The sequence below is a fragment of the Actinomadura spongiicola genome (genome assembly GCF_003432485.1).
In the GTDB taxonomy this organism is placed as follows: Bacteria; Actinomycetota; Actinomycetes; order Streptosporangiales; family Streptosporangiaceae; genus Spirillospora; species Spirillospora spongiicola.
Genome location: NZ_QVNQ01000001.1, coordinates 112,535 through 134,307, shown reverse-complemented (window position 1 = coordinate 134,307; position 21,773 = coordinate 112,535). Strand labels below are relative to the sequence as shown.

The 21,773-nt window shown below is 71.3% G+C and carries 19 protein-coding genes; 7 read left to right on the top strand and 12 right to left on the bottom strand.

The genetic code is table 11. The annotated features are described in order from the left end of the window. The first annotated feature begins 46 nt into the window (after nt 1-46). Nucleotides 47-631: a Uma2 family endonuclease gene (locus D0T12_RS00625; RefSeq protein WP_117397274.1), complete on the top strand. Its 585-nt coding sequence runs from the start codon at nt 47-49 to the stop codon at nt 629-631. Nucleotides 632-662: 31 nt separating this feature from the next. Here the strand turns inward: D0T12_RS00625 and hisC are convergent, their stop codons facing one another. The 4 genes from hisC to D0T12_RS00605 form a co-directional block, all read right to left on the bottom strand. Then, nucleotides 663-1,742 carry a histidinol-phosphate transaminase gene (gene hisC / locus D0T12_RS00620; protein WP_117397273.1) on the bottom strand — a complete coding sequence of 360 codons (1,080 nt, stop codon included), beginning with the start codon at nt 1,740-1,742 and terminating at the stop codon, nt 663-665. A gap of 40 nt (nt 1,743-1,782) precedes the next feature. Further along, nucleotides 1,783-2,076: a DUF6401 family natural product biosynthesis protein gene (locus tag D0T12_RS00615; RefSeq protein WP_147339325.1), complete on the bottom strand. Its 294-nt coding sequence runs from the start codon at nt 2,074-2,076 to the stop codon at nt 1,783-1,785. 40 nt (nt 2,077-2,116) lie between these two features. Further along, nucleotides 2,117-2,803 (bottom strand): NUDIX hydrolase, encoded by a 687-nt coding sequence (locus D0T12_RS00610; protein WP_117397271.1) that lies wholly within the window; start codon nt 2,801-2,803, stop codon nt 2,117-2,119. 105 nt (nt 2,804-2,908) lie between these two features. Next, the gene (locus tag D0T12_RS00605) at nt 2,909-4,270 is read right to left on the bottom strand and encodes a flotillin family protein (protein ID WP_117397270.1); all 1,362 of its coding nucleotides are present in this window, start codon (nt 4,268-4,270) and stop codon (nt 2,909-2,911) included. A gap of 282 nt (nt 4,271-4,552) precedes the next feature. Here D0T12_RS00605 and D0T12_RS00600 point away from each other — a divergent pair, with 282 nt between their 5' ends. Continuing rightward, entirely contained in the window at nt 4,553-4,735 is a 183-nt protein-coding gene (locus D0T12_RS00600) for a hypothetical protein (protein WP_117397269.1), read from the top strand. Nucleotides 4,736-4,739: 4 nt separating this feature from the next. On the opposite strand, the gene D0T12_RS00595 is transcribed toward D0T12_RS00600, so the two are convergent. Together D0T12_RS00595 and D0T12_RS00590 are read right to left on the bottom strand one after the other, a co-directional pair. After that, nucleotides 4,740-5,504, bottom strand: a complete 765-nt coding sequence (locus tag D0T12_RS00595) for a hypothetical protein (protein ID WP_117397268.1) — start codon at nt 5,502-5,504, stop codon at nt 4,740-4,742. A 91-nt stretch (nt 5,505-5,595) separates the two neighbouring features. Continuing rightward, a complete protein-coding gene (locus tag D0T12_RS00590; RefSeq protein ID WP_233525771.1) occupies nt 5,596-6,267 on the bottom strand; it encodes a lysophospholipid acyltransferase family protein in 672 nt (223 codons plus the stop codon). A gap of 384 nt (nt 6,268-6,651) precedes the next feature. Between D0T12_RS00590 and D0T12_RS00585 the strand changes: the two genes are divergently transcribed. Further along, nucleotides 6,652-7,005 (top strand): STAS domain-containing protein, encoded by a 354-nt coding sequence (locus D0T12_RS00585; protein WP_117397267.1) that lies wholly within the window; start codon nt 6,652-6,654, stop codon nt 7,003-7,005. Between the two features lie 3 nt (nt 7,006-7,008). On the opposite strand, the gene D0T12_RS00580 is transcribed toward D0T12_RS00585, so the two are convergent. The 5 genes from D0T12_RS00580 to D0T12_RS00560 all read right to left on the bottom strand — a co-directional run bounded on the left by D0T12_RS00580 (nt 7,009) and on the right by D0T12_RS00560 (nt 14,416). Then, nucleotides 7,009-7,866, bottom strand: coding sequence for a glutamate ABC transporter substrate-binding protein (locus D0T12_RS00580; protein ID WP_117397266.1), 858 nt, complete (start codon nt 7,864-7,866; stop codon nt 7,009-7,011). A 12-nt stretch (nt 7,867-7,878) separates the two neighbouring features. Further along, nucleotides 7,879-9,390 carry a hypothetical protein gene (locus D0T12_RS00575; RefSeq protein ID WP_199487216.1) on the bottom strand — a complete coding sequence of 504 codons (1,512 nt, stop codon included), beginning with the start codon at nt 9,388-9,390 and terminating at the stop codon, nt 7,879-7,881. Between the two features lie 102 nt (nt 9,391-9,492). Then, nucleotides 9,493-10,800 (bottom strand): VWA domain-containing protein, encoded by a 1,308-nt coding sequence (locus D0T12_RS00570; protein WP_117397972.1) that lies wholly within the window; start codon nt 10,798-10,800, stop codon nt 9,493-9,495. Between the two features lie 20 nt (nt 10,801-10,820). Beyond that, nucleotides 10,821-12,851: a serine/threonine-protein kinase gene (locus D0T12_RS00565; protein ID WP_233525770.1), complete on the bottom strand. Its 2,031-nt coding sequence runs from the start codon at nt 12,849-12,851 to the stop codon at nt 10,821-10,823. A gap of 350 nt (nt 12,852-13,201) precedes the next feature. Continuing rightward, nucleotides 13,202-14,416 (bottom strand): hypothetical protein, encoded by a 1,215-nt coding sequence (locus D0T12_RS00560; RefSeq protein WP_117397264.1) that lies wholly within the window; start codon nt 14,414-14,416, stop codon nt 13,202-13,204. Nucleotides 14,417-14,776: 360 nt separating this feature from the next. Between D0T12_RS00560 and D0T12_RS00555 the strand changes: the two genes are divergently transcribed. The 4 genes from D0T12_RS00555 (at nt 14,777) to D0T12_RS00535 (ending at nt 21,349) form a co-directional block, all read left to right on the top strand. Further along, nucleotides 14,777-16,156, top strand: a complete 1,380-nt coding sequence (locus tag D0T12_RS00555; RefSeq protein ID WP_117397263.1) for a hemolysin family protein — start codon at nt 14,777-14,779, stop codon at nt 16,154-16,156. Beyond that, on the top strand, nt 16,144-17,160 hold the full coding sequence (locus D0T12_RS00550) for a hemolysin family protein (RefSeq protein ID WP_117397262.1): 1,017 nt from the start codon (nt 16,144-16,146) through the stop codon (nt 17,158-17,160). Before D0T12_RS00555 ends, D0T12_RS00550 begins: the two co-directional genes overlap by 13 nt. Nucleotides 17,161-17,337: 177 nt before the next feature. Then, entirely contained in the window at nt 17,338-18,240 is a 903-nt protein-coding gene (locus D0T12_RS00545; RefSeq protein WP_233525769.1) for a cation diffusion facilitator family transporter, read from the top strand. A 718-nt stretch (nt 18,241-18,958) separates the two neighbouring features. After that, the gene (locus D0T12_RS00535) at nt 18,959-21,349 is read left to right on the top strand and encodes a coiled-coil domain-containing protein (protein WP_117397259.1); all 2,391 of its coding nucleotides are present in this window, start codon (nt 18,959-18,961) and stop codon (nt 21,347-21,349) included. 2 nt (nt 21,350-21,351) lie between these two features. On the opposite strand, the gene D0T12_RS00530 is transcribed toward D0T12_RS00535, so the two are convergent. Then, nucleotides 21,352-21,735 (bottom strand): phage holin family protein, encoded by a 384-nt coding sequence (locus D0T12_RS00530; protein WP_117397258.1) that lies wholly within the window; start codon nt 21,733-21,735, stop codon nt 21,352-21,354. Between the last annotated feature and the right edge of the window lie 38 nt (nt 21,736-21,773).

Sequence of the window (21,773 nt, the reverse complement as noted above, 5' to 3'; positions counted from 1 at the left end):
TGACTTAGTACCGAGAATCTGTACCGACCCGGAGGCGTCCCGAGCCATGCAAGCGCTGACTCTGCCCCTGCCGTCCGGTGACACCTGGACGCGAGCGGAGTTCGAGGCGCTGCCCGAAGACCTCCCGGCTCGTGTCAGCCTCATCCACGGAGAACTCGTCGTGAGCCCACGGCCTCGCCCGATCCACCAACGCATCGCGCGGCGCCTGGCGACCCGCATCGAGGACACGGCCCCCGCCGCCTGGCAGGTCGACACCGACGTGGACGTTCTCCTGGACGACGACGAGAACGAGCCGGTCGAGATCGCCCCCGACATCGTCGTGTACTCCGCCGACCACGACCCTTACGAGCGTCCCATCCCTGCGGAGCTCGTCACCCTCGTCGCCGAGGTGGTGTCGCCGTCCACCAAGCGCAAGGACCGGCGGACGCACCCGGAACTGTACGCGGAGGCGGAAATCCGGCACTACTGGCGGGTGGAGACGGACCAGACCGCACCGGCGTTCGCGATCTACACCTATGAGCTCGACGACGCCACCGGACGATACGTCTCCACCGGCATCCACCACGACCGGATCGCCTTCACCTCGCCGTTCGACCTCGACATCCCACTCAAGGACGTTCGCGGGCGCTGACGCGGAGGCGGGGCGGTCCGGTCGCCGGGGGTTAGTTGCGGTGGGGGAAGGCAGTGGCTACGGCGAGGAAGGCGTCGTTTTCGTCGGAGGAGCCGATGGAGACTCTTGCGCCTTCTCCGGGGAACGGGCGGACGCTGATGCCCTGGGCGTCGCAGGCGTCGGAGAACTCCATCGTGCGGTCGCCCAGGCGTAGCCAGACGAAGTTGGCCTCGGTCGGGGGGACCTTCCAGCCGTCCGCGAGGAGGGCGTCGCGGACGCGGTCGCGTTCCTTGACCGTTCCCTCGACGCGTTCCAGAAGTTCGTCGGTCGCCGCCAGGGACGCGACGCCCGCCGCCTGCGCGACCGAGTTCACGCTGAACGGCAGGAACGTCTTGCGGATCGCCCCGGCGACCAGCGGGTGCGCGACGAGGAAGCCGATGCGGAGGCCGGCGAGGCCGTAGGCCTTGGAGAACGTGCGGAGGACCGCCAGGTTCGGGCGGTCGCCGTAGAGGGTGAGGCCGTCCGGGACCTCGTCGTCGCGGACGTACTCGCGGTACGCCTCGTCCAGGACGACCAGGCAGTCGGACGGGACACGGTCGAGGAACGCCTCGATCTCCGCGCGCCGGACGATCGTTCCCGTCGGGTTGTTCGGGTTGCAGAGGAAGATCAGGCGGGTCCGGTCGGTGATGGCGTCGGCCATCGCGGTCAGGTCGTGGGTCTCGTCCCGCAGCGGCACCTGGACGGGCGTCGCGCCCGACAGCGACACCAGCAGCGGGTACGCCTCGAACGACCGCCACGCGTACACGACCTCCGCGCCCGGCTCCGCGACGGCCTCCAGCAGCATCTGTGTCATGCCCACCGAGCCGCAGCCGACCGCGACATGGTCGGCGGGGACGCCGTAGTGCGCGGCGATCGCCTCCGTCAGCGCGGTCGCGTTGTTGTCGGGGTACCGGTTGACGTTCTTCGCCGCCTCGCCGATCGCGTCCACGACCGACGGGAGCGGCCCGTGCGGCGACTCGTTGGACGACAGCTTGAACGAGCGGCCCTCGGGTGACATGGCGACCTTGCCGGGCTTGTAAGCCACGAACCGGTCGAGGACGGAGCGGAAGCGCGGAGTCGTTGCCTCGGACACCGATGTCCTCCAGTTAGCACAGGGGTGATGAGTCCCCAGCCTACGCAGCGTCCCTCATCATCCAGCAAAGGGCCACGATGCGGACGAACTCCCAGTCGCGGGTGTTGTCCGGCCACCAGCCCCGGTTGAACGCGTCCTCGGCGAAATCCCGCAGGTACCCCATCAGATCGTCCTCGCCGGGCGGCTCACCCGGCGGGCCGAGCTCCTCCGTGAGGCCCGCGACATGCTGGTCGACGGCCGCGGCCAGCCCCGGCGACCCGGCCATCTCCGCGACGCCGGCCTCCCCGATGTCCCGGACGAGCAGGCTGAGCATTTCGGGCGACTCACCGTTCATAGGCAGCGAAAATAGCAACCGTCCCTGGATGACCGTGACGTCACCCCAGGTCACGGCCCCGGGGCCGCAACATCGGCGGACGCAGCTGCTCGGCGTCCCCGCGCCGGTACAGGCGGGCGGGTCGGCCACCGTCCCGGGTCGTCGTCCGCTCGGTCGGTATGAGAAATCTGTCCGCTCCGGTGACCTTCCGATGGAAGTTCCGTGGGTCGAGGCTCGTGCCCCAGACGATCTCGTAGACGCGGCGGAGTTCCGCGACGGTGAACTCCGGTGGGCAGAACGCGGCGGCCAGCGACGTGTACTCCAGCTTCGCCCGCGCCCGTTCCATCCCGTCGCACAGGATGCGCCGGTGGTCGAACGCGGCCCTGTCGCGGTGCAGCAGGTCGTCCACGGCCGTCCACAGCACCTGCGCGCGGCTGGACGCGGGCAGATCCGGCGCCAGCCCCAGGTACGCGACGCTGACCACCCGCTGCCGAGGGTCACGGTCCGGATACCCGTACGTGGCGAGCTGCTCCAGGTGGATCCGGACGTCCGCGAGTCCGGCCCGTTCGGCCATCAGCCGCGACGCGGCGGCCGGAAGGTCCTCGTCGAGCTGGATGAACCCGCCCGGCAGGGACCAGGCCCCCAGATAGGGCTCACGGTCCCGTCGCCACCGCAGCGCGCACAACCGGTGCTCCCGCACGGTGAGCACGACGAGATCGACGGACACGGCAAGGCGCGGGACGGGCATGCTCGAAATCCTAGGGGGAGGACGTCTCCGATCCACCGGTGTGAACGGACCCGGTCTGAACGGAGAAGGCCCGGGCGCGGGCCCGGGCCTTCGGGAGAGGGGACGTCAGTCGTCGTCCTTCGGGGGGTCGGTCGGGACCGTGGCGGGGACGGCGGGGGTGGCGCCGTTGTGGGCGTGCACGGCCTTCTGGGCGCCGTTCTGGACTTCGAGGTTGCCGAGGAGCTGGCGGGCGAGGCCGAGGCCGGTGCCGCCGAGCGTAAGCGCCTTGGCGAGCATGTCCTCGATGCCCTGGGCGCCGTTGAGCACGACCATGTTGTCGACGTTGCCGAACACGCCCGCGCCCGCCTCGACGATCTGCGGCCACTGCTCGGCGAGCTGCTGCGCGATGACGGCGTCGGTGTTCTCGGCCAGCGCCTCCGCCCTGGCCTTGATCGCCTCGGCCTCGGCGAGACCCTTCTGCCGGGTCGCGTGGGCCTCGGCCTCACCGCGCAGCCGGGTGGCCTCCGCCTCCCGCGCCGCCCGCAGCTGGATCTCGGTCGCCGCGGCCTGGGCCTGCGCGATCTTCTCCTCGCGCTCCGCCTCGGCCAGCTTGACCTGCTCGTACGCGCGTGCGTCCGCGGGCTTGCGGATCTCGCTCTCCAGCCGCTTCTCGGTGCGCTCGGCCTCCAGTTCGGCGTTGCGGGTCTCCTTGAGGATGACCTCCTGGCGGGCCTGCTGCGCCGCCTGCTTCACCTGGCCGTCGTACTCGGCCTTCTTGATCTCGGTGTCGCGGATGACGGCCGCGTTCTCCCGCTCGGTCTCCTGCTCGCGGACGGTCGCCTCCTGGTTGCGCTCGGCCTCCGCGATCCGGGCCGCGGCGGCGACCCGGGCCGCGTGCGGACGGCCGAGGTTCCTGATGTAGCCGGTCTCGTCGTCGATCTCCTGTATCTGCAACGAGTCCACGACCAGGCCGAGCTTGCTCATCTCGTCGGCCGCGGATCCGCGGGTCTCGGACGTGAGCCGCTCGCGGTTGAGGATGAGGTCCTCGACGGTGAGATTGCCGATGATCGACCGAAGGTGGCCGGTGAACAGTTCGTGGATCGCCCCGTCCATCGACTTCTGCTGTTCCAGGAAGCGGCGCGCGGCGTTGGCGATCGAGACGAAGTCGTCGCCGACCTTGTAGATGACCACGCCGCGGACCTTCACCGGGATGCCCTGCTGCGTCACGCAGTTCACTTCGAGGTTGGAGGCGCGGCTGTCGAGCCGCAGCCGCCGGGACGTCTGAAAGCCGGGCAGGACCGCGGTGCCCTTACCGGTGACGATCTTGAATCCGAGGCTGTCCACACCGGTGGTGGACTTGGACCTGGCCCCCAGCCCAGAGATGATCAGCGCCTCGTTCGGCTCCGCGACGCGCCAGACCATCTTGAAAAGAACGATCAACACGATGAGGGCGACGACGGCTGCGATCGCCACCACGAGCACGGGCATAGGGCCCCTCCTCTTCTGTTGTGGGCGGACCTGCCCCCGGGTCAGGCTTGATTGCGTTCACCCATAGACGCAGCGGCCACTTGATTGGTTCGCCTTAGATGTACCTCATTGTGCGGGAACGTTCCGTGTCGTTTTCCACGCTTGCCGGGGCCGGGGACCGGGCCGGGGGACGGTGCGGGAGGCGGGGTCTTACGGATAGCGTTCGCTTAACGTCTGCGCGGAGAACGGCTCCGGGCGTGTCGCACCACCGGGGGTTTCCCTTTGATCGGTAGGGAGGGCCGGGTGACCGGCAGAGTCGGTCCGGGCACGGTCGGGGAGGTGATGATCCCGATTCGGGGCGGGGTCGAGGCGTTCTACGCGCACCCCGTCGATCCCCGTGAGGAGCTCGGCGTCGGGACGATCGTCGTCGTGGTGGAGTTCTACCCGCCGCGCACGGTGTACGTGGCGCAGGCCCTGGCCCACTGAGCGGTCAGAGGACGCGTCCCGCCTGCTCCACGGCGGCTCGGGCCAGGTCCTCGGCGTCGGCGCGCGTCGCGGACGGGCCGTGGACGGTGATCGTGGCGAGGTAGTGGCGGCCCCGGACGACGACGTACCAGGTCCGGGTGCGGACGGCGCCCCTGGCCGTGGTGCTTCGCGTGCCTCTCGCGGCGCCGGCTTCCGTGCCGCTCACAGCACCGCTCACCGTGCCGGTCACCGTGGACACGCCGACGGTGCGGGAGCCTTCGCCGATGTCGCCCTTCGGGGCCTCGACGACGCGGTGCTCGGCCCAGCGGCCGGTGCCGAGCCTGGTGCGGAACCGCAGGCAGTCGGCGGGGACACGGGCGTTGACCTGCTTCTCGGCGTCGGCGGCGGACATGCCCATCAGGGTCTCGGTGACGGTCAGGCCCTCCCTGGTGAACGTGGTGAGCGCGGCCGGGGCGTCGACGGGCACGGCGGCGCCGGGACGGCTCGTCCCGCAGGCGCGCCTGTCGGTCTCGGTCTCCCGCTGGAGCCTGGCGGCGTTCTGGATCGCGGTGAGGGTGCCGTACTCCCCGTAGTCGGGCTCGCCGACACGGCGGTGACCGGGAAGGTGGTCGAGGAGCGCCTGGGCGAGCTGCGCGGAGGTGTAGCCGACACCGGCGACGTCGGCCGGGGCGGTGCCGTGGACCGGACGGGCGCGTTCGGCGCCGCCGCCGCACGCGGTGATCGCGGCGGCCGAGGACAGCAGGATGATTCCGAAGAGCCTGTGCGCCATGGCCGCGACCCTAGGCGGACCGGGGGCGGGAGACGGCGGAAGACACGCCTTCCGGACGAAATCACTTTCCGACGAAAGCGAACTTTCCGGATCAGCCCTCTTCAGCGCGGTCGTTGTACTCGGCGGCGTACTCCTGCCCGGACATCTTCTGGATCGTTTCGAGGATCTCGTCGGCGATGGCGCGGCGCGCCTTGCCGGGCGGCAGGTCGCGGTAGTGGGAGAAGTCCATCGGGGGCCCGATCCGCACGGTGGGCCGGGGGCCGAACACGCGCGGCATGGACGCGCCGATCGGCTGGATCTTCTCGGTGCCCTCCAGCGCCACGGGCAGGACCCGGGCCCCGGTCTCCAGGACGAGCCATCCCACGCCGGTGCGGCCGCGGTAGAGCCGTCCGTCGGGGGAGCGGCTGCCCTCGGGGTAGATGGCGAACGCACCCGCGTTCTGAAGGACCTCCGCGCCCTGTTCGAGCGCGCCCATCGCGGCCCGCCGGGCGCCGCGCCGCACGGGCACGTGCCCGAGGTTGGTCAGGAACCAGCGGACGAAGCCCCTCTTGAACCCGCTGCCCTCGAAGTAGGCGGCCTTGGCGATGTAGGTGACCGGCCGCGGGACGGCGAGCGGGATGATGAAGCTGTCGATGAACGACAGGTGGTTGCTCGCCACGATGAGCGGACCGTAGTGAGGCACGTGCTCACCGCCGATGACGCGGGGTCGAAATAGCAGCCAGAGGATCGGACGCACCACGCGCGTCATGAACGTGTAGAACACCCAGCCTCCCGAATTCGCCACAGCCACTGTAACGTCTGCGCCGATCCGGCCCCGGGTCAGCGTCGGTCTTTGCCCGTGCGGAGCGAGTCAGGAATTGCCCAACTCCAGGTCAAGCTGGGTGCAGCACCACCTTATCGACCATTCCTTACTATATAGTAAGTTTCTCGACAGTAAGTTATTGGCGGCGATTCCCGGCGTTGCCGGATGGCCACGTCAGGTAGGGTCACAGGTAGTACCGGGCAGGCCGTCCGGGTGTGTCACGGCCTGGGAGGCGACGGGCGACCTGGTCGTTCTCCGAGGAACCCCTTGGATTGCGGGGACCGGTGCGCGATCCTGTGGAGTCACCCGAGAGAGGCCGGTACCACCGGAGTGGGGCGAGGTGACATGGACTTCGACATCAACCTGATGCGCGACGACCGCTGCACCCTCGTACGCGTGCAGGGCGACATCGACGTGTTGTCCCGTGAACGCTTCGAGGAGGCGATGTTCAAGGTCGTCGAGTCCGGCGAACCCTTGGTCGTCGACATGCGCGAGGTCACGTTCTGCGACTCCACGGGCCTGAACGCGATCGTCGCCGCCAACCGCCGCGCCACCGAGCACGGTACCTCCATCGCGCTGGTCGCCCTGCCGCCCCGCGTCCAGCGGGTCTTCCACATCACCGGCGTCGACAAGTTCATCCCCGTCTACGAGACCCTCCGCGAGGCCCTCGGCGCCCTTCCGTCCACCTCACGCCCCTGACCTTCAGTTACAGCCCTCGAACTGGGGGACGCTCGTGGTCAGTTTGAGGCCCGAGCCGCCGAACCACTTGAGGAGGAGCCGCCCGGCCGTGCCGTCCTGGTACATGGCGGTGATGGCGCGGTTGACCTCCTCGCAGCCCTTCAGGTCGCCCTTCTTGAGGCCGACGCCGTACTTCTCGTCCGTGAACGGCGCGTTGATCATCCGTCCGGGGCGTCCGGCGGCGAACCCGGCGAGGATCAGGTCGTCGGTGGACACGGCGTCCAGGCGCCCGGCGGCCAGCGCGTCCATGCAGGCGCCGTAGGTGTTCACGGTGACCGGTGTCGCGGCGACCTTGCGTTCCTCGATGACGCGGCGCCAGGAGTTGGAGCCGGTCACCTCGCAGATCCGCTTGCCCTTCAGGTCCCGCACGTCGTTGATCGCGGTGGCGTCGGCGCGGACGAAGGTGTCCTGGTGGGCGACGTAGTACGGCCCGGCGAACGTGACCTTCGTCTTGCGCCCGGCCGTGATCGAGTACGTTGCGACGATCATGTCGACGGTGCCGCTCGCCAGCGCGTCCTCCCGGACGGACGAGTTCGTCGTCCGGAACGTGAGGCGGCTGCGCGGAATCCCCAGTTTGCCCGCGATATAGACGGCGACGTCGACGTCGAAGCCCTCGTAGGTGCCGTCCGGGCGTTTGACGCCGAGGGCGGGCTGGTCCTCCTTGACCCCGATGACGAGGGAGTCCTTGCCCGCCATGCTCTCCTCCTCCGAGCCGCCGAGGCCACAGGCCGTCAACCCCGCCGCCGCGACGACGACGGCCGCGGCGGCCCGGACACCGGCACCTGCGCCGGCACGGGAGGTGGCACGGGAGGTGGCGCGCATTCTCGTCTCCCTTCAGCGGAACTCGGCCAGCCGGGGCCGGGCCCCGGCGAGGATCAGCAGCGCGATGGCGGCCGCTCCGGCGGCCGGGACCGCCGTCCAGCCCCGCAACCCGTCGTTCGCGTCGTCGATCGCCTCGTCGAAGGCGTCCTGGTGGACGTCCGTCAGCGTGCCGAGCGCCTGGTCGTAGGCGCCGAAGTCGTGGATCGCCATCGCCGTTCGGTACCGCACGTCGATGGCGCCCGCCCGGTTCCCCGCCGCCACGTACCGCCGCATCAAGGCGTCGTTGCGCTGGACGGCCCGGTACGCGTCGAGCGTCCTGGCGAGCGCGTCCGCCGCGCGGCCCTTCTCCATCCTGCGGGCCTCGTCCCCGAGGAACCCGAGGAACGGGACGTCCTCGCGCCCCGGCTCGTAGGCGCGGACCTTCTGTTCGAGGCCGATGTGGTAGTTCTCCAGGTTCACCGGCTTGTCGCCCATGTCCGGGTAGACCACCGACAGGGACTTGTCGAGGTAGGTCTGCTCGTAGGTGTCGGCGCGTCCCGGGTCGAGGAGGTAACGGCTCTCGTCGCCGAACGCGCTGTGGCTGATCGCGCGGGCCCGGGACAGTTGCAGCACCGAGTCGAAGCCGTCCTCCTTCGCCGTTCTGATGTGGCCCACGTGGGCCGTCAGGAGGCCCGCGGCGACGGCGGTGAGCGCGAGCGTCCCGAGCGTCGCGAGGACCAGCGCGGGGTTGAGGACGCGGCGGAACGTCCGCGCCAGGTAGAGCTGCGTCGCGACCAGGAACAGCAGGGCGATCGCACCGGTCACGGCGACCCAGGTGCGTCCCGCGAGGACGGCGGAGCGTTCCGTCTCGTACGACTGCCGAACCCGCGCCCCCGTGTCGAGTGTGATGTTGTACGCCTTCGGCAGGATCTGGAGCCTCATCAGGTCGGTGGCCTCGCGGTAGGCCTCGACGACGTCCGGCGGCAGTCGGCCCGGTTCGTGGGCGGCCTGCTCGTCCAGCTTCATGGCCTGCCCGACGAGCCGCTCGTACTTCCCGAGCCCGTCCAGCACGTCCTGGACGGTCCGGCGGAGCGCCGGGTCGCGTCCGGCGAGCTGCGCGGCCATCACCGCCGCCGCGTCGGCCTCCGCGCGGCGCCGCTCGTACAGGCGCAGCGACTCGTCGTACCCGAGGCCGAGGCGGTGCTCGCGGCCGATGAGCAGGATGTTCGCCACCTGCGCGTCCATGTCGCTGAGCGCGAAGTAGAGCGTGCCGGTCGCGACGACCTGCGGCCCCGCGTCCCGCCCGATCGTCTCGACGGAGTCCCGCGCGTTCCCGACCGTCACGGTCAGGACGCCCAGCAACGCGCCGATGGCGGCCAGGCACAGCGCGACGTGCGTGCCGATGCGGCCGGGGATCGTCCGGAGCCACTCCCCCCGGACGAACGTCGCCGGACGGCCTTCGCGCCGCGACGCCGTGCCCGCGGGCGACCGTGACGCGGACGTGCTCGTGCCGACCGTCGGACGGTGCGACGGAGTGCGCGTCATCGAAGGCCTTCCAGCAAGGACGGCGGGTGGTCGGGGAACCTGTCGGCGAACCTACCGGCGGCGGACCCGGCCGTGCGCCCGTCCCGGCGGACCGGCATGACTTCAGCCTCCCCCCGGCCCGCCGTGGCGCGTCCGGACCGTCCGGACGGAACGGGTGTCGAGCGACATCTCGTCCGCCTTGGACACCTCGCGTTTCAGCCGGACCGTGCCGCGCGCCGGGTCGACGACGTCCACCACCCGGTCCAGCAGGTCGGAGATCTGGTCGTTGCCGACCTCCCGTGCCAGCACCAGCGCCCGCCCGAGCCGGGCCGTCGCCGTGCCCTCGTCGCCGTTGCGGCGCGCCTCAAGGCCCTCCTGGACGGCGTCGGCCAGCTCCGACTGCCCGGTGTGGTGCGCGACCCGCCCGTTGACGGACGTCGATCTGGACTCGTCGTCCGTCCATTCGGCGAGGACGTTGTCCGACGCGCGGACCTCGCCGTCCGCGAGCAGCTCCACCCGAGCCGCCCGCATCCGACGTCCCACGGCGGCGGGTTCGTCGATCTCGACGCACAGGTGGTACTCGCGTTCCTCGGCGCCCCACGCGCCCAGCGGATAGTCGCCGGTCTGCGTTCCCGACTCGACCCGCCTGCCGGTGAGTTCCGCGACGGTCGGGATCATCTGCTTGACGAACCGGGGCCGTGCCTGCCGGGGCGTCCACACGCGCAGGGTCACGTCCGCGACCTGCTTGTTCATCGCGTCCCTGGTCATCGCCAGGAAGTCGGCCTCCAGATCGGCGGGGTCGGGGACGTCGAGGAACCCGCCCAGCAACGTGGACGTGATAGTGCGGAGTTCGGCGACGTCCCAGTCGGTGCCGACGCCGCGTGCGTCGCACAGGAAGCGGCCCGAGCACGCCCGCAACGCCGCGTCCAACTCGTCCGCGGACTCGTGCTGGTTCTTGCCGTCCGTCAGCAGGATCGCGTGCCGGACGACGTCCTCGTAGCCGATGAACAGCCGCTCGGCGAGCCGCAGCCATGACCCGATCGCCGTGCCGCCCGCCGCGTCGAGCCGCCCGATCGCGGTCACCGCGCGGCGCCGGGACGTCTCGCTCGCCCCGACGAGCCGCTCCCCCTGCGGGTAGATCATCCGGGGCCGGTTGGCGCCCGCGACCACGGCGAAGTGCACGCCGTCACGCAGCGCGTTGACCGCCGCCCGCGCCGCCCGCTTCGCCGCGGCCATCTTGCCCCCGTACGACATCGACCCCGACGTGTCGATGAGGATGATCTGCGCGGCCGGCGCGCGCCTCGCGTCCTTCGAAGCCGCGGCGCCGGGGGAGCGCGCCTCGACGGTCACGATCGCGTGCATCTCCCGCCCACCGGCCGGAAGGTAGGGGTTCTGGTCCACGCGGATCGTGAACTCGGGGACGTCGCTCATCTGCCCGGCTCCCTGCATGGTCAGAACAACGTCCTCGGACGCACGGCGTTGGCCCGCCTCACCATCGTGTGCCGGTGCCCGGAGCCGTCGGCGAGTTTGGCGAGGACGCGGTAGGTCTCCTCCAGCTTCGCGCGCAGGGACGGCTCGTCAAGGCGGGTGCCGAGGACCTGGTGCCGGATCCCGGCGGGCAGCGTCCGCCCGGCGCGGACCCACGTCAGCGCCGCCTCCAGCACCTCGGCGGTGAACGCGGCCCTCCGTTCGGTGTCGAGTCGCAGGGACGACAGCCGCCTGCCCGCCTGCACCAGCGCGGGCGCGTCCAGCTCACCGGGACGACGGCCGCGGACGGCGACGGCGACGGCCGCGAGCTGCGCCGCGAGATAGTGGCTGGACACCCGCGGCACCGAGTCGAGGACACGCAGGGCGGAGCGCCGGTCGTCGACCGCGAGCCGGGTGCGGGCGAGGCCGAACGCGGCGCTCACATGCGTCGGGTCGGTGCGCCACACGATCTGGTAGAACCGGTCGGCCTCCGCCAGGGCGCCCGTCAATTCGTGGCAGAAGGCGAGCGCCAGCTTGGGCGCCTGCTCACCCGGCGCGAGGTCGTACAGGTCGTTGAAGACGGCCGCGGCGTCCCCACCGCGCCCGTCCGCGAGCGCGCGGACGCCCCGGTACCAGTCGACGCGCCAGTCGTCGGGGTCCTCGACGGCGAGTTGCTCCAGGAGCCGGTCCGCGCCGCCGAGATCGTCCAACTCGATCCTCGCGCGGGCCAGCGCCAGCCTGACCTCCCGGGACGCGAACGGCGCGGCACTGAGCGCCGCCGCCAGGTCCCCCGGGTCGCGGGCGGTGAGCCCGGCGAGGAACGCCGCCGCCGGATCCGCGCCGGACACCAACGGAACCGGCAGCGCCGCGGCCGCCGCCGAGGGCTCCAACGGCACCAGGATCGGCGCGGTCGCGGCGCCGTCCAGTCCGACGATCTCGGCGCCCGCCGTGTTCTGCTCCGGCCCGAACAGCGGCGACGGCGCGGGCCTCGGGCGTCCGTCCTCGGTGGACAGCACCTCCCGAAGGACGCCGGTGAGCTGCTCGGCCATCTCGGCGGCGCTCTGGAACCGGCGGGCCGGATCCGGGTGCGTCGCGCGACGCAGCAGCCGGTGATACGACTCGTGCCGCTGGAACAGCGGCACCTCCTCCTTGGGCGGGAGGCTGCGCAGATGCCGTCGCGTGTACCCGCGGAAGGGGAGGCTCAGAACCGCGAGTGTCCGTCCCACGGTGTACAGGTCGGACATGACCGACGGTCCCCGGGAGCCGATCTCGGGGGCCTGGTAGCCGGTCGTGCCGAAGATCGGGCTGTCGACGTCGAACGCCCGCCGCACCCCGCCGAGATCGATCAGCTTGAGCTGCTCCTCCGACTGGATCGCGTTGTCGGGCTTGAAATCGCAGTACAGCAGCCCGACACCGTGCAGGTACCCGAGCGCGCTCAACACCTCAAGCCCGTACGCGATCACCTGGCCGAGAGGCAGTGACGTGTCGTCACCGTGCTCACTCCGATGACTCAGCAGAATGTCTTTGAGGGACCTCCCACCGACGTACTCCATCACGATGTACCCGGAGTCGCCGTGCCGGACGAAGTTATAGATCTTGACGATGTTCGGATGCTCGACCTCGGCGAGGAACGCCCGCTCGGCCGTCGCCGCGGCCAGCGAGTCGGCGTCGCCCGTGTCGAGCAGCCCCTTGAGAACGACCCACCGCTCGCTGACATTGTGGTCACGGGCCAGGTACACCCACCCCATGCCACCGTGCGCCAGGCACCCGAGCACCTCGTACTGGCCGCCGAGCATCTCCCCCGGCCGGAGCTTCGGCGTGAACGAGAACGGATGCCCGCAGTTCCGGCAGAACCCCTCGGTGCGTCCGGGCCGCCCGCCCCGGCTACGCCCGACCTTCTCGTCGCACCGGCTACAGAACCGCCGGTTCTCCGGCACCTCCGGCTTCTCCATGATCGCCGAAGCGGGATCGCGGGTCGGCACCGGCGGCACCTCGACCAGCCCGGCCCCGAGCATCCCGCGCCTGGCCGAACCACTGGCCCCCGAGGAACCGCCCCGCGACGCCGTCCGCCCCGACCCGACACTCCGCGACCCCCGACTCCCCACACCACCAGACACCGACCGTCCACCCGCCCCCTGCCCACCCACCCCGCCTCGCTCGGCCTGCCCGGGGCGCCCGGTCTGTGCGGCCTGCTCGGGTTGAGCCTTCTGTGTCTTCTGCTCGGTTTGGGGTGCTTGAGGTGGTTGTGGGGAGTGGGGGTGTGGGGTTTGGGTGGGAGGGGGCGGGGCGAGTGGTGCCAAGCCGCAGATGTTGCAGAAGCCGTCCGGTTCGATCTCGCCCGTGCAGCCCGGTTGGGCGCATCGGTTCATCGCCGGGTCCTCGTCTCGTTTTCGCACGCTCTGAGCGCCCGCTGGAACTCCGTGAGCACCGTGGTGGCTCTTCGCAGGTCGCAGGGCGCCGTCCACAGCACGTCGTGGGCCTGCCCGTACAGCTCGGTGAGCCGCTCGTCCTCGATCAGGCCGAGCCGTGCGGCCTTGGCCCGGTACGCCTCCAGGCGTCCCCGCAACTCGCCTCGCCGGTCGAGCAGACCGGCACTGAGACGCAGGTCACCGCGGACCCGTTCCAGGGCCTCGTCGGCGGCGCGTTCCAACTCGGCGAAACGGCCCGCCATCTCGACCCAGCGGCCCGCCTCGCGGAGCCGTTCCAGGGCGGCGAGGCGGTCGCGGAGCGCGGTGCCGAGGCCCCGGGACGGCGCGGGCAGATTCGGCGTGTGGATCTTGGCCAGGGCCGTCGCGTGGGCTTCCCGGGCACGCCGCTCGGTGCTCTCGATCTCCTCGATGGACGCCAGGACGCGGGCGACGAGTTCGTCGTACTCGTCGCGCATCCGGGCGACGCCCGCCAGTTCGTCGCCCAGCGAGGTCAGCGCGGCGCGGACCCGGTCGAGCCGGGTCGTGTCGGGACGGCCGTCCCGGACGAGCGACAGCGGGTCGGTACGGACGACCCGGCCGAGCGAGGTCAGTTCGCGGCCGACGCGGTCCAGTTCAGGGTGGCGGGTGCCGTCCAGGGAGTGTGCCAGTCGCGCCGTCTCCCGCCAGCACCCCTCGACCTCCTCCAGGGGGAGCAGCAGTGCCGTCCAGGCCGAGTCGGCGGCGGCGATCTCGCCCGCGACGAACTCGTAGGCGTCCGACATCATCGCGACCGCCTCGTCCAGCGTCACCCGTCGCTCGCTCGGGCCGAGGAGCGTGCGGTCCTGGAGGGGGATCTCCCCGTCGGGAAGCTCGACCGACCGGCCCGCGAGCAGGCCGGAGAGTTCGATCAGCGTGGCGGCGTCCGGGCGGGGCGACCGTTCCCGCAGCTCCGTCGCGGTGTCCAGGACGGTCTGGTAGACGTCGAACAGCGCCCACAGCGTCGTCATCCTGGACTTCGCGTCCTCCCAGCGACGCCATGTCTCGCCGGTGAGCCTGGCGCCCTCCAGCAGGCGGCTGCCCTGGTGCCCGTCGAGGTCGAGGAGCGACGCCGAGATGCGGTCGCGGTCCTCGCGGAGCTTGCGCAGGGCATGGTCGATGCCCTCCCGGCTCATGGGCGCGGCGGCCCCTGCCCCGCTTTGATCCAACGTCAGCCCCGCGATCGCTGTCCGACCATCCCCCCGAGCATGTCCTGAAACGGGCGGTCTGGGAGCACGGACCAGCCCAGTCTCGGACGTACGCTCACTTATAAGTGTGATCCGTGACACTGAACGAAGACAAGCGTCCGGGGAAACCGAGTTGATCTCGCGTACCCGGGGCCGTTCGGGGAACGCCCCCCGCGCCACCGTCGTCCCGCGCCCGTACCCTGTGCCTGGGGAACCTCGTTGTCCCAGGTGACGTTACGAGTGTTAGTAGCGATACGAGAGGAGTGGTGAGTCCGCGGTGTCGGACCCCAGTCATAGACCCGGTGCCTCATGGTGAGCGCGGTACTGGGTGTTCTGGCGGTATTCGTTCTGACCGCCGCCACCGGTTACTTCGTCGCCCAGGAATTCGCCTACGTCGCCGCAGACCGCGCGACGCTCCAACAGGCAGCCGACCGCGGTGACACGTCCGCCCGGCGGGCCGTCAAGGTCATCGGCAGGCTGTCGTTCATGTTGTCGGGGGCGCAGCTCGGCATCACGATGACGACCCTGGTCGTCGGATTCATCGCCAAACCCGCTCTCGCGGAGCTGATCCGGCCCGTCCTTGAGGTCGTGGGCGTGCCGACCGGCGCGACCGGTGCGATCGCCCTCGCCACCGGGTTCGTCCTGGCGACGCTCGTTCAGATGGTGCTCGGGGAACTGTTCCCCAAGAACCTCGCGCTCGCCCGCGCCGAGTCGCTGGCGCGTGCGCTGTCCGCGTCCACCCTCCTGTACCTGACGGTGGCGGGGCCGCTGATCCGGCTGTTCGACCGCGCCGCGGAACGGCTGCTCCGCGCGGTGGGGGTCGAGCCCGTCGAGGAACTGCACGGTGGCGCGACGCTCGAAGAGCTCGGCGACATCATCGGCAAGTCGCACAGCTCCGGGCATCTGCCCGCCGACCTGTCCGGCCTGCTGGAGCGGGCCGTGTCGTTCGGTGATCTGACGGCCGACGAGGTCATGGTGCCCCGGCCGCAGGTCAGGACCCTGCCCACGACCGCGCCCGTCGCCGACCTCGTCGCGCTGATCAGGGAGACGGGGCACAGCGCGTATCCCGTCTACGGGGAGGACACCGACGACGTCGTCGGTGTCGCGGGCGTCCGCGAGGTCGCCGATGACGCGCTCGACCAGACGACGCCGATCGGTCAGGTCGCCCGGCCCGCGCTGCTCGTCCCCGGCAGCCAGCCGCTGTACGGGGTGATCGAGCGCATGCGCGACTCCGGTGAGGAGTTCGCCTGCGTCGTGGACGAGTACGGCGGCCTCGCCGGGATCCTCACCTTCGAGGACGTCGCCGAGGAACTCGTCGGGGAGATCGCCGACGAGACCGACCGGGAGGACACCCCGACGTCCGGCCCCGACGGGTCCTGGCTCGTCGACGCGGGCCTGCGCATCGACGAGGTCGGCCGCCTCACCGGCCTCGACCTGCCGGAGGGCGACGCCTACGACACCCTCGGCGGGCTCGTCATGGCGGGGCTGCGGCGGCTGCCGCGCCCGGGTGACCGGCTGACCGTCAAGCTGGACGCCGGGCCCGTCGACCTGGAGGTCGTCAGCGTGGCCCGCCGGGTCGCCGAGAAGATCATGATCAGGACGGCGCCGGCGGAGGAGCGGGCGCCCAGCCAGGTGCCCGCCCAGGCCGCCTCCGGTGACGGGACGGGGGAGAAGTCATGGACCCGCTGACCATGCTGCTGATCACCGTCCTGCTGCTGTTCGGCAACGGGTTCTTCGTGGCGGCCGAGTTCGCCCTGGTCGCCGCCAACCGGCCGCAGCTCGAACGCGCCGCCGCGAAGGGCAGCCGTCCCGCCGTGGCCGCCGTCGCGGGCGTCCGCGAACTGTCGTTGATGCTCGCGGGCGCGCAGTTCGGCATCACGATGTGCTCGCTGGGCCTCGCGATCGTCACCGAACCGGCGTTCGAGCACTTCCTCGAACCGCCGCTGCACGCGCTCGGCGTCCCGGAGGCCGGGGCCAAGGCCATCGCGTTCGGCTGCGCCCTCGCCGTCATCACGTTCCTGCACATGGTCGTCGGGGAGATGGCGCCGAAGTCGTGGGCGATCGCGCATCCGGAACGCTCGGCGCTGATCCTCGCCCTGCCGTTCCGCGCGTTCGCGAAGGTGTCCCGGCCGATCCTGTCGGCGCTGAACGAGACGACCAACGCCCTGCTGCGGCTCTTCCGCGTCACCCCGAAGGACGAGCTGGACGACCACACCGACCCGGCGCGGCTCAGCCATCTGGTCGGCGAGTCGCGGCGCCTGGGCCTCATCGGCCGCCGCGACCACGAACTGCTCCGCCGGGCCATCTCCGCGCGGGAGGCCACGGTCGGCGACCTCGTCGTGCCCGCCACGTCGGTCACCACGATCGGCGCGGACGCGACCGCCGCGCAGATCAGGCAGACCGCGACCGCCAGCGGCCACAACCGGATGCTGGTCCGCGACGGCGACGGCGCGATGACGGGGATCGTCCACGTCCGGGCGGCCATCACCGAACCGGACGGCGACCGCCGCGCCGGTGAACTGGCCCACCCCGCGCCCGTCCTCACGGCTGAGACGACCGTCCTGGACGCGGTCAGCCGGATGCGCCGCGCCCGCGCCCAACTGGCCGTGGTGAACGGTGAGGGCGACGAGTTCACGGGCATCGTCACCCTGGACGATCTACTCGCGGAGCTACTGGCCACAAACCCGCACTGACAAATACCGCTCAATTGCGGCAATGGCGCAATTGTCGATGTGTTGCAACGGGCTTTTCGGGTCATTGTTGTAAATATGAGCGGACACGGGCATGGTCATGGTCGGTCGTTCAGAGGCCGGGTCTCGCACGTCCTGAGGCCCCACTCGCATGAGGCGGCCGACAAGGTGGACTCGGCGATGGAGGCCAACGCGCAGGGCATGCGCGCCCTGTGGATCTCCCTGGCGGGTCTGGGCGCCACCACCGTCCTCCAAGCGGTGGTGGTCATGTTCACCGGCTCGGTGGCGTTGCTGGGCGACACGCTTCACAACGCCGCCGACGCCCTCACCGCCGTCCCGCTGGGCATCGCGTTCATCCTCGGCAGGCGCCCCCCGACCCGCCGCTACACCTACGGCTACGGACGGGCCGAGGACCTCGCGGGCGTCGTCATCGTCCTCGCCATCGCCGCCTCGGCCGCGGCCGCCGGATACGCGGCCGTCCAGCGGCTCGCCCATCCACAGCCTGTGGAGCACGTGGCCGCCGTGGCGGGGGCCGCCCTCGTCGGCTTCGTCGGCAACGAACTCGTCGCCCGCTACCGCATCCGCGTGGGCCGCCGCATCGGCTCCGCCGCCCTCGTCGCCGACGGCATGCACGCCCGAACGGACGGGTTCGCGTCCCTGGCCGTGCTGCTGGGCGCGGGCGGCATCGCCCTCGGCGCCCCCTGGGCCGACCCCGTCGTCGGACTCCTGATCACCTTCGCGATCCTGACCGTCCTGTGGCAGACGGCCCGCGAGGTCTGGCGCCGCCTGATGGACGCCGTCGACCCCGCGCTCGTCGACCGCGCCGAGGCCGCCCTGTCCGCGACCCCGGGCGTCCTCGCCGTCGGCGACGTCCGCCTCCGCTGGATCGGCCACCGCCTCCGCGCCGAATGCGACGTCGTCGTCGACCCCGACTCCACCGTCGTCCGCGCCCACCAGATCGCCGTCGACGCCGAACACAGCCTGCTGCACGCCCTGCCCCGGCTGTCGGGCGCGCTCGTCCATCCGGACCCCGAAGCCCGCGACGGTGAGGATCACCACGCGGCATTGGCCGGTCACCGCTGAGCCCCTGACCTGTGAGACGTTAGTCCCGGGCCGAAGGGGATATACGGCCCCGGGGCGGTCGATCTGGGACGGGATGACGTCGGTGAAACAGCCAGCAGAGAACAAGGGACCGGACAAAACCTCACAGCCTCCTGGACACGGGCGGCCCGAACCCGTCCCCGACTCCGAGGAACGCAACGTCACCGTCCCGCTTCCCGTCCAGGAAGCGCCGGAGGACGGACCCGCGACAAGCGCGGAAACCGTCCCTGACCCTGCGGTGGTCGAAGCCGCGGCCGCCAAGGCCGCGGCTGAGGCGCCTGTGGAGGACGTGACGGGCGTTTCGGCCGTCGAAGGCGTGGCAGTGGAGCCTGAACCCATGCCCTCCTTGGATGCCACCGGCGAGGACGTGTCGGATGTCGAGGTCACGGCTGAGGTGCCCGTGGGCGACTGGACGGACGTCCCAACCGCCGAAGGCATCGCCCCAGGCCTCGAACCTGCACGCCCCTCGGACGCCTCCGGCGACGACATATCGGGTGTCGAAGACATTGTCGCCGAGACCGCACATGAGGTGCCCCTGGGCGTCTCGGCCGATGAGGGCGTCATCGGCGAGCCCGGACCTGCACCTTCTGCGAACGCCTCCGGCGAGGCCGCGACTCAGGCGCCTGTAGGCGACGTGGCAGACGTTTCAGCCGCCGCAGACCTCGAACCTCCATCCACCTCTGCCCCCTCCGGCAAGGACATGTCGGGTGTCGAAGACGTGGTGCTCGATGCGCGGTCGGAGTTCGGCACCATGCCCATCCCGACGGTCGGGGGAACGCCGCCGCTAGGAACGGAGGCCGTTGACGAGGAGTGGGGCGGACGTGAACTCGTAGAAGGCGTCTACGGGCCACTGTCGGAGTTCTATGAGGGGCTCGACGCCCGCCTGAGGGAAGTCCCCGAAGACGTGCCGCCGGTCGGGTGGGCGCCGCACATCGCCGCCCTGCGGGTCCTGCGCGAGGAGCGGGTCACGGGCGACTGGCAGGTCCTGGCCCGGTTCCTGACGGCACCCGGTTCGCTGGGGAAAACAGACCTGCTCCGCCTCGTCCAGACCGAGGACGTCGACGACGTCGTCCGCGGAATCGTCAAGGAAGTCACCGCGGCCGACGGACGGGCGTTGCTGCTCGCGCCGACACCGGAACGGGCAGCCGACCTGCTGCGGACGCTGGAGGACGACCCCGAGGTCTTCTCCCTGATGATCGAGACGCAGCCCGCCACGGCGGAGTCGCCCTCGGTGGAGACGCAGGCCCTGCCGCCCGTACTCGACGAGGTTGCCGAACCGGCGCCCGTCCGGGAGTTCGGCGCGAACGGGACGGTCGAGTTCAAGCCCATGGTCGGGCAGCCCGCCGACGAGGCGAACGAGACACCGGCGGTCACGCGGGTCGAGCCGCTCCCCGCGATGCCGATGCCCACGACGGAACCCGCCGTCCCGGCGGAGGGGCCGTCAGCTCCGGAGACGAGGGTACGGACGGCGGCGCTGCGCCCCATCGGAGAGGCGTGGCGGGTGTCCTGGGAGACGGAGACGCAGCTGCTGCGGCGCGGTCTGATGTGGCTGGAGCAGTGGCCACGGGACGCGGCCACGCTACGGGCCGTCGAGGCCGAGAACCTGCGGCGACGCGAGGCCCTGGACGCGGCGAGGGCGACGCTCACCGCGACGATCGAGGAGTCCCGGAACGCGGCCGCCAACGCCGAGAACGCCGCCGTCGAGGCCGAGGCGGAGGCGGAACGGCTCGCCGCCGTCCAGACGGAGGCGGAGGCCGAGCTGGAGGGCCCACGCGCGGAAGCGGAACGGCTCCGAGCGATCGCGGAGGAAGCGGCGGCCGAGGCGAACGCGCTGACCCGGACCGCCGACGCCGCGTACGCCCGATGCGCCCAACTCGACGAGCGCGCCAGAACAGCGCAGACGGAGTTGCAGGAAGCGCGCCAGACGGAGGCGTCCCTGAAGGACGAGCTGGCACGCGCACAGGAGGCGCTGCCCGCGGCCGCGGAGGAGGCGCACCGACTGGCGGCGGAGGACGCGGACGCGGCGGCGGAAGGCCACGCCGCCTACTACCGGCTCGTGTCGGCGGAGTCGGCACTGTCGGCGCTGCGCCGGAAGATGACGCTCGGGCAGCGCCTGCACGTGGCGTCGCCGCCGTCGGAGCTGCGGTCCCTGCGCGCCGAGGTCAAGGGCCGTACGCGGGAGGCGGACGAGGCCGCCAAGAAGGCGCGGGAGGCCAAGGACGCCGCCGAGCACGCGGAACGGGTACGGCGCGGCCTCGCGTCGTTCGTGTCCGAGGGCGGGGCGCGGCTGCAACAGGCGCAGGAGGCGCAACGGCGCCTCGGCACGGAGCTGACCTGGCTGGCGACGGAACGAGAGACCGCGACCGCCGAACACCAGAAACAAGCCCGCCTAGCCTCAACAGCGGTGGAAAAGGCGACGCAGGAAGCGACCCAGGCACGCCTCGCGCAACAAACCGCCCAAGCCATCGAAGACCGGATGAACACGGCCCGGACGTCCCGCGAGGAGGCCCTGGCCACGGCACGGCAGGCCAGGTCGGACGCGGAGGCGGCCACGGCCCACGCGGCGGAGACCGCGGTGGCGCTGGAACGGCACGACGCCGCGGCGACGGAGGAACTGTCCGCCATGGAGGACGACCTGGAGACGGCCCGGCGGACGGAGGCCGGCTCGCGGGAGAACGTCCTGGAGATCTGCGGCACCGACCCCACCACCGCCCCGGAGGCCGTCGCCGACCACCAGCGCCGCGCGATGGCCCGCATCGAGGAGCTCACCGCCTACACCGCCGGTGAGCGCTCCGCCGGGGGCGACGTCCTGCTCCGCACCGCCGACCTGGTCGTCGGGACCCCGACCGGGGTGGGCCTCACCGGCCGCGACGAGGAGTTCGACACGTTGATCGTCGCGGACGCGTGCGCGGTCACGGACGCGGAGTTCCTCATCGGCGCCGTCCGCTCCCGCGCCTGGGTCCTGGTGAGCGCGCCGGGCGTCCGTCCGCCGGACTACCGCGAATACGCCGACGCGCCCACCGGCAGGCTGGAGGCGAGCCCGTTCGAACGCGCCGCCACGGCCGCCCCGAGCCTCGTGGACGTCCGCTGACGTCAGTCTTTGTCGTCCTTCTCAGGAACGACAAGGTGCAGCAGCCAGCCGACCACACCGACGACGATGGCGCCCCAGAACGCGGGCCAGAAGCCGGTGACGTGGAACGGCAGGTCGAGTTCCCCGGCGAGCTCGCTGGTGAGCCAGAGCAGCAGCGCGTTCACCACGAGCCCGATCAGACCGAGCGTCAGCACGTAGAACGCGCACCCGAGCGTTTTGATGAGCGGCTTGATGATGGCGTTGACGAGGCCGAAGATGGCGGCGACGGCGACCAACGTGAGAGCGCGACGGCCGGCCGTGTCGCCGTCCACCGAGATACCGTCGATCACCACGGTGGCCACCCAGAGGGCGACCGCGGTGATGCCCACCTTGAAAAGAATCCGCACACCACGATCATGCGCGGAACGGACGGGCGCCGTCATCC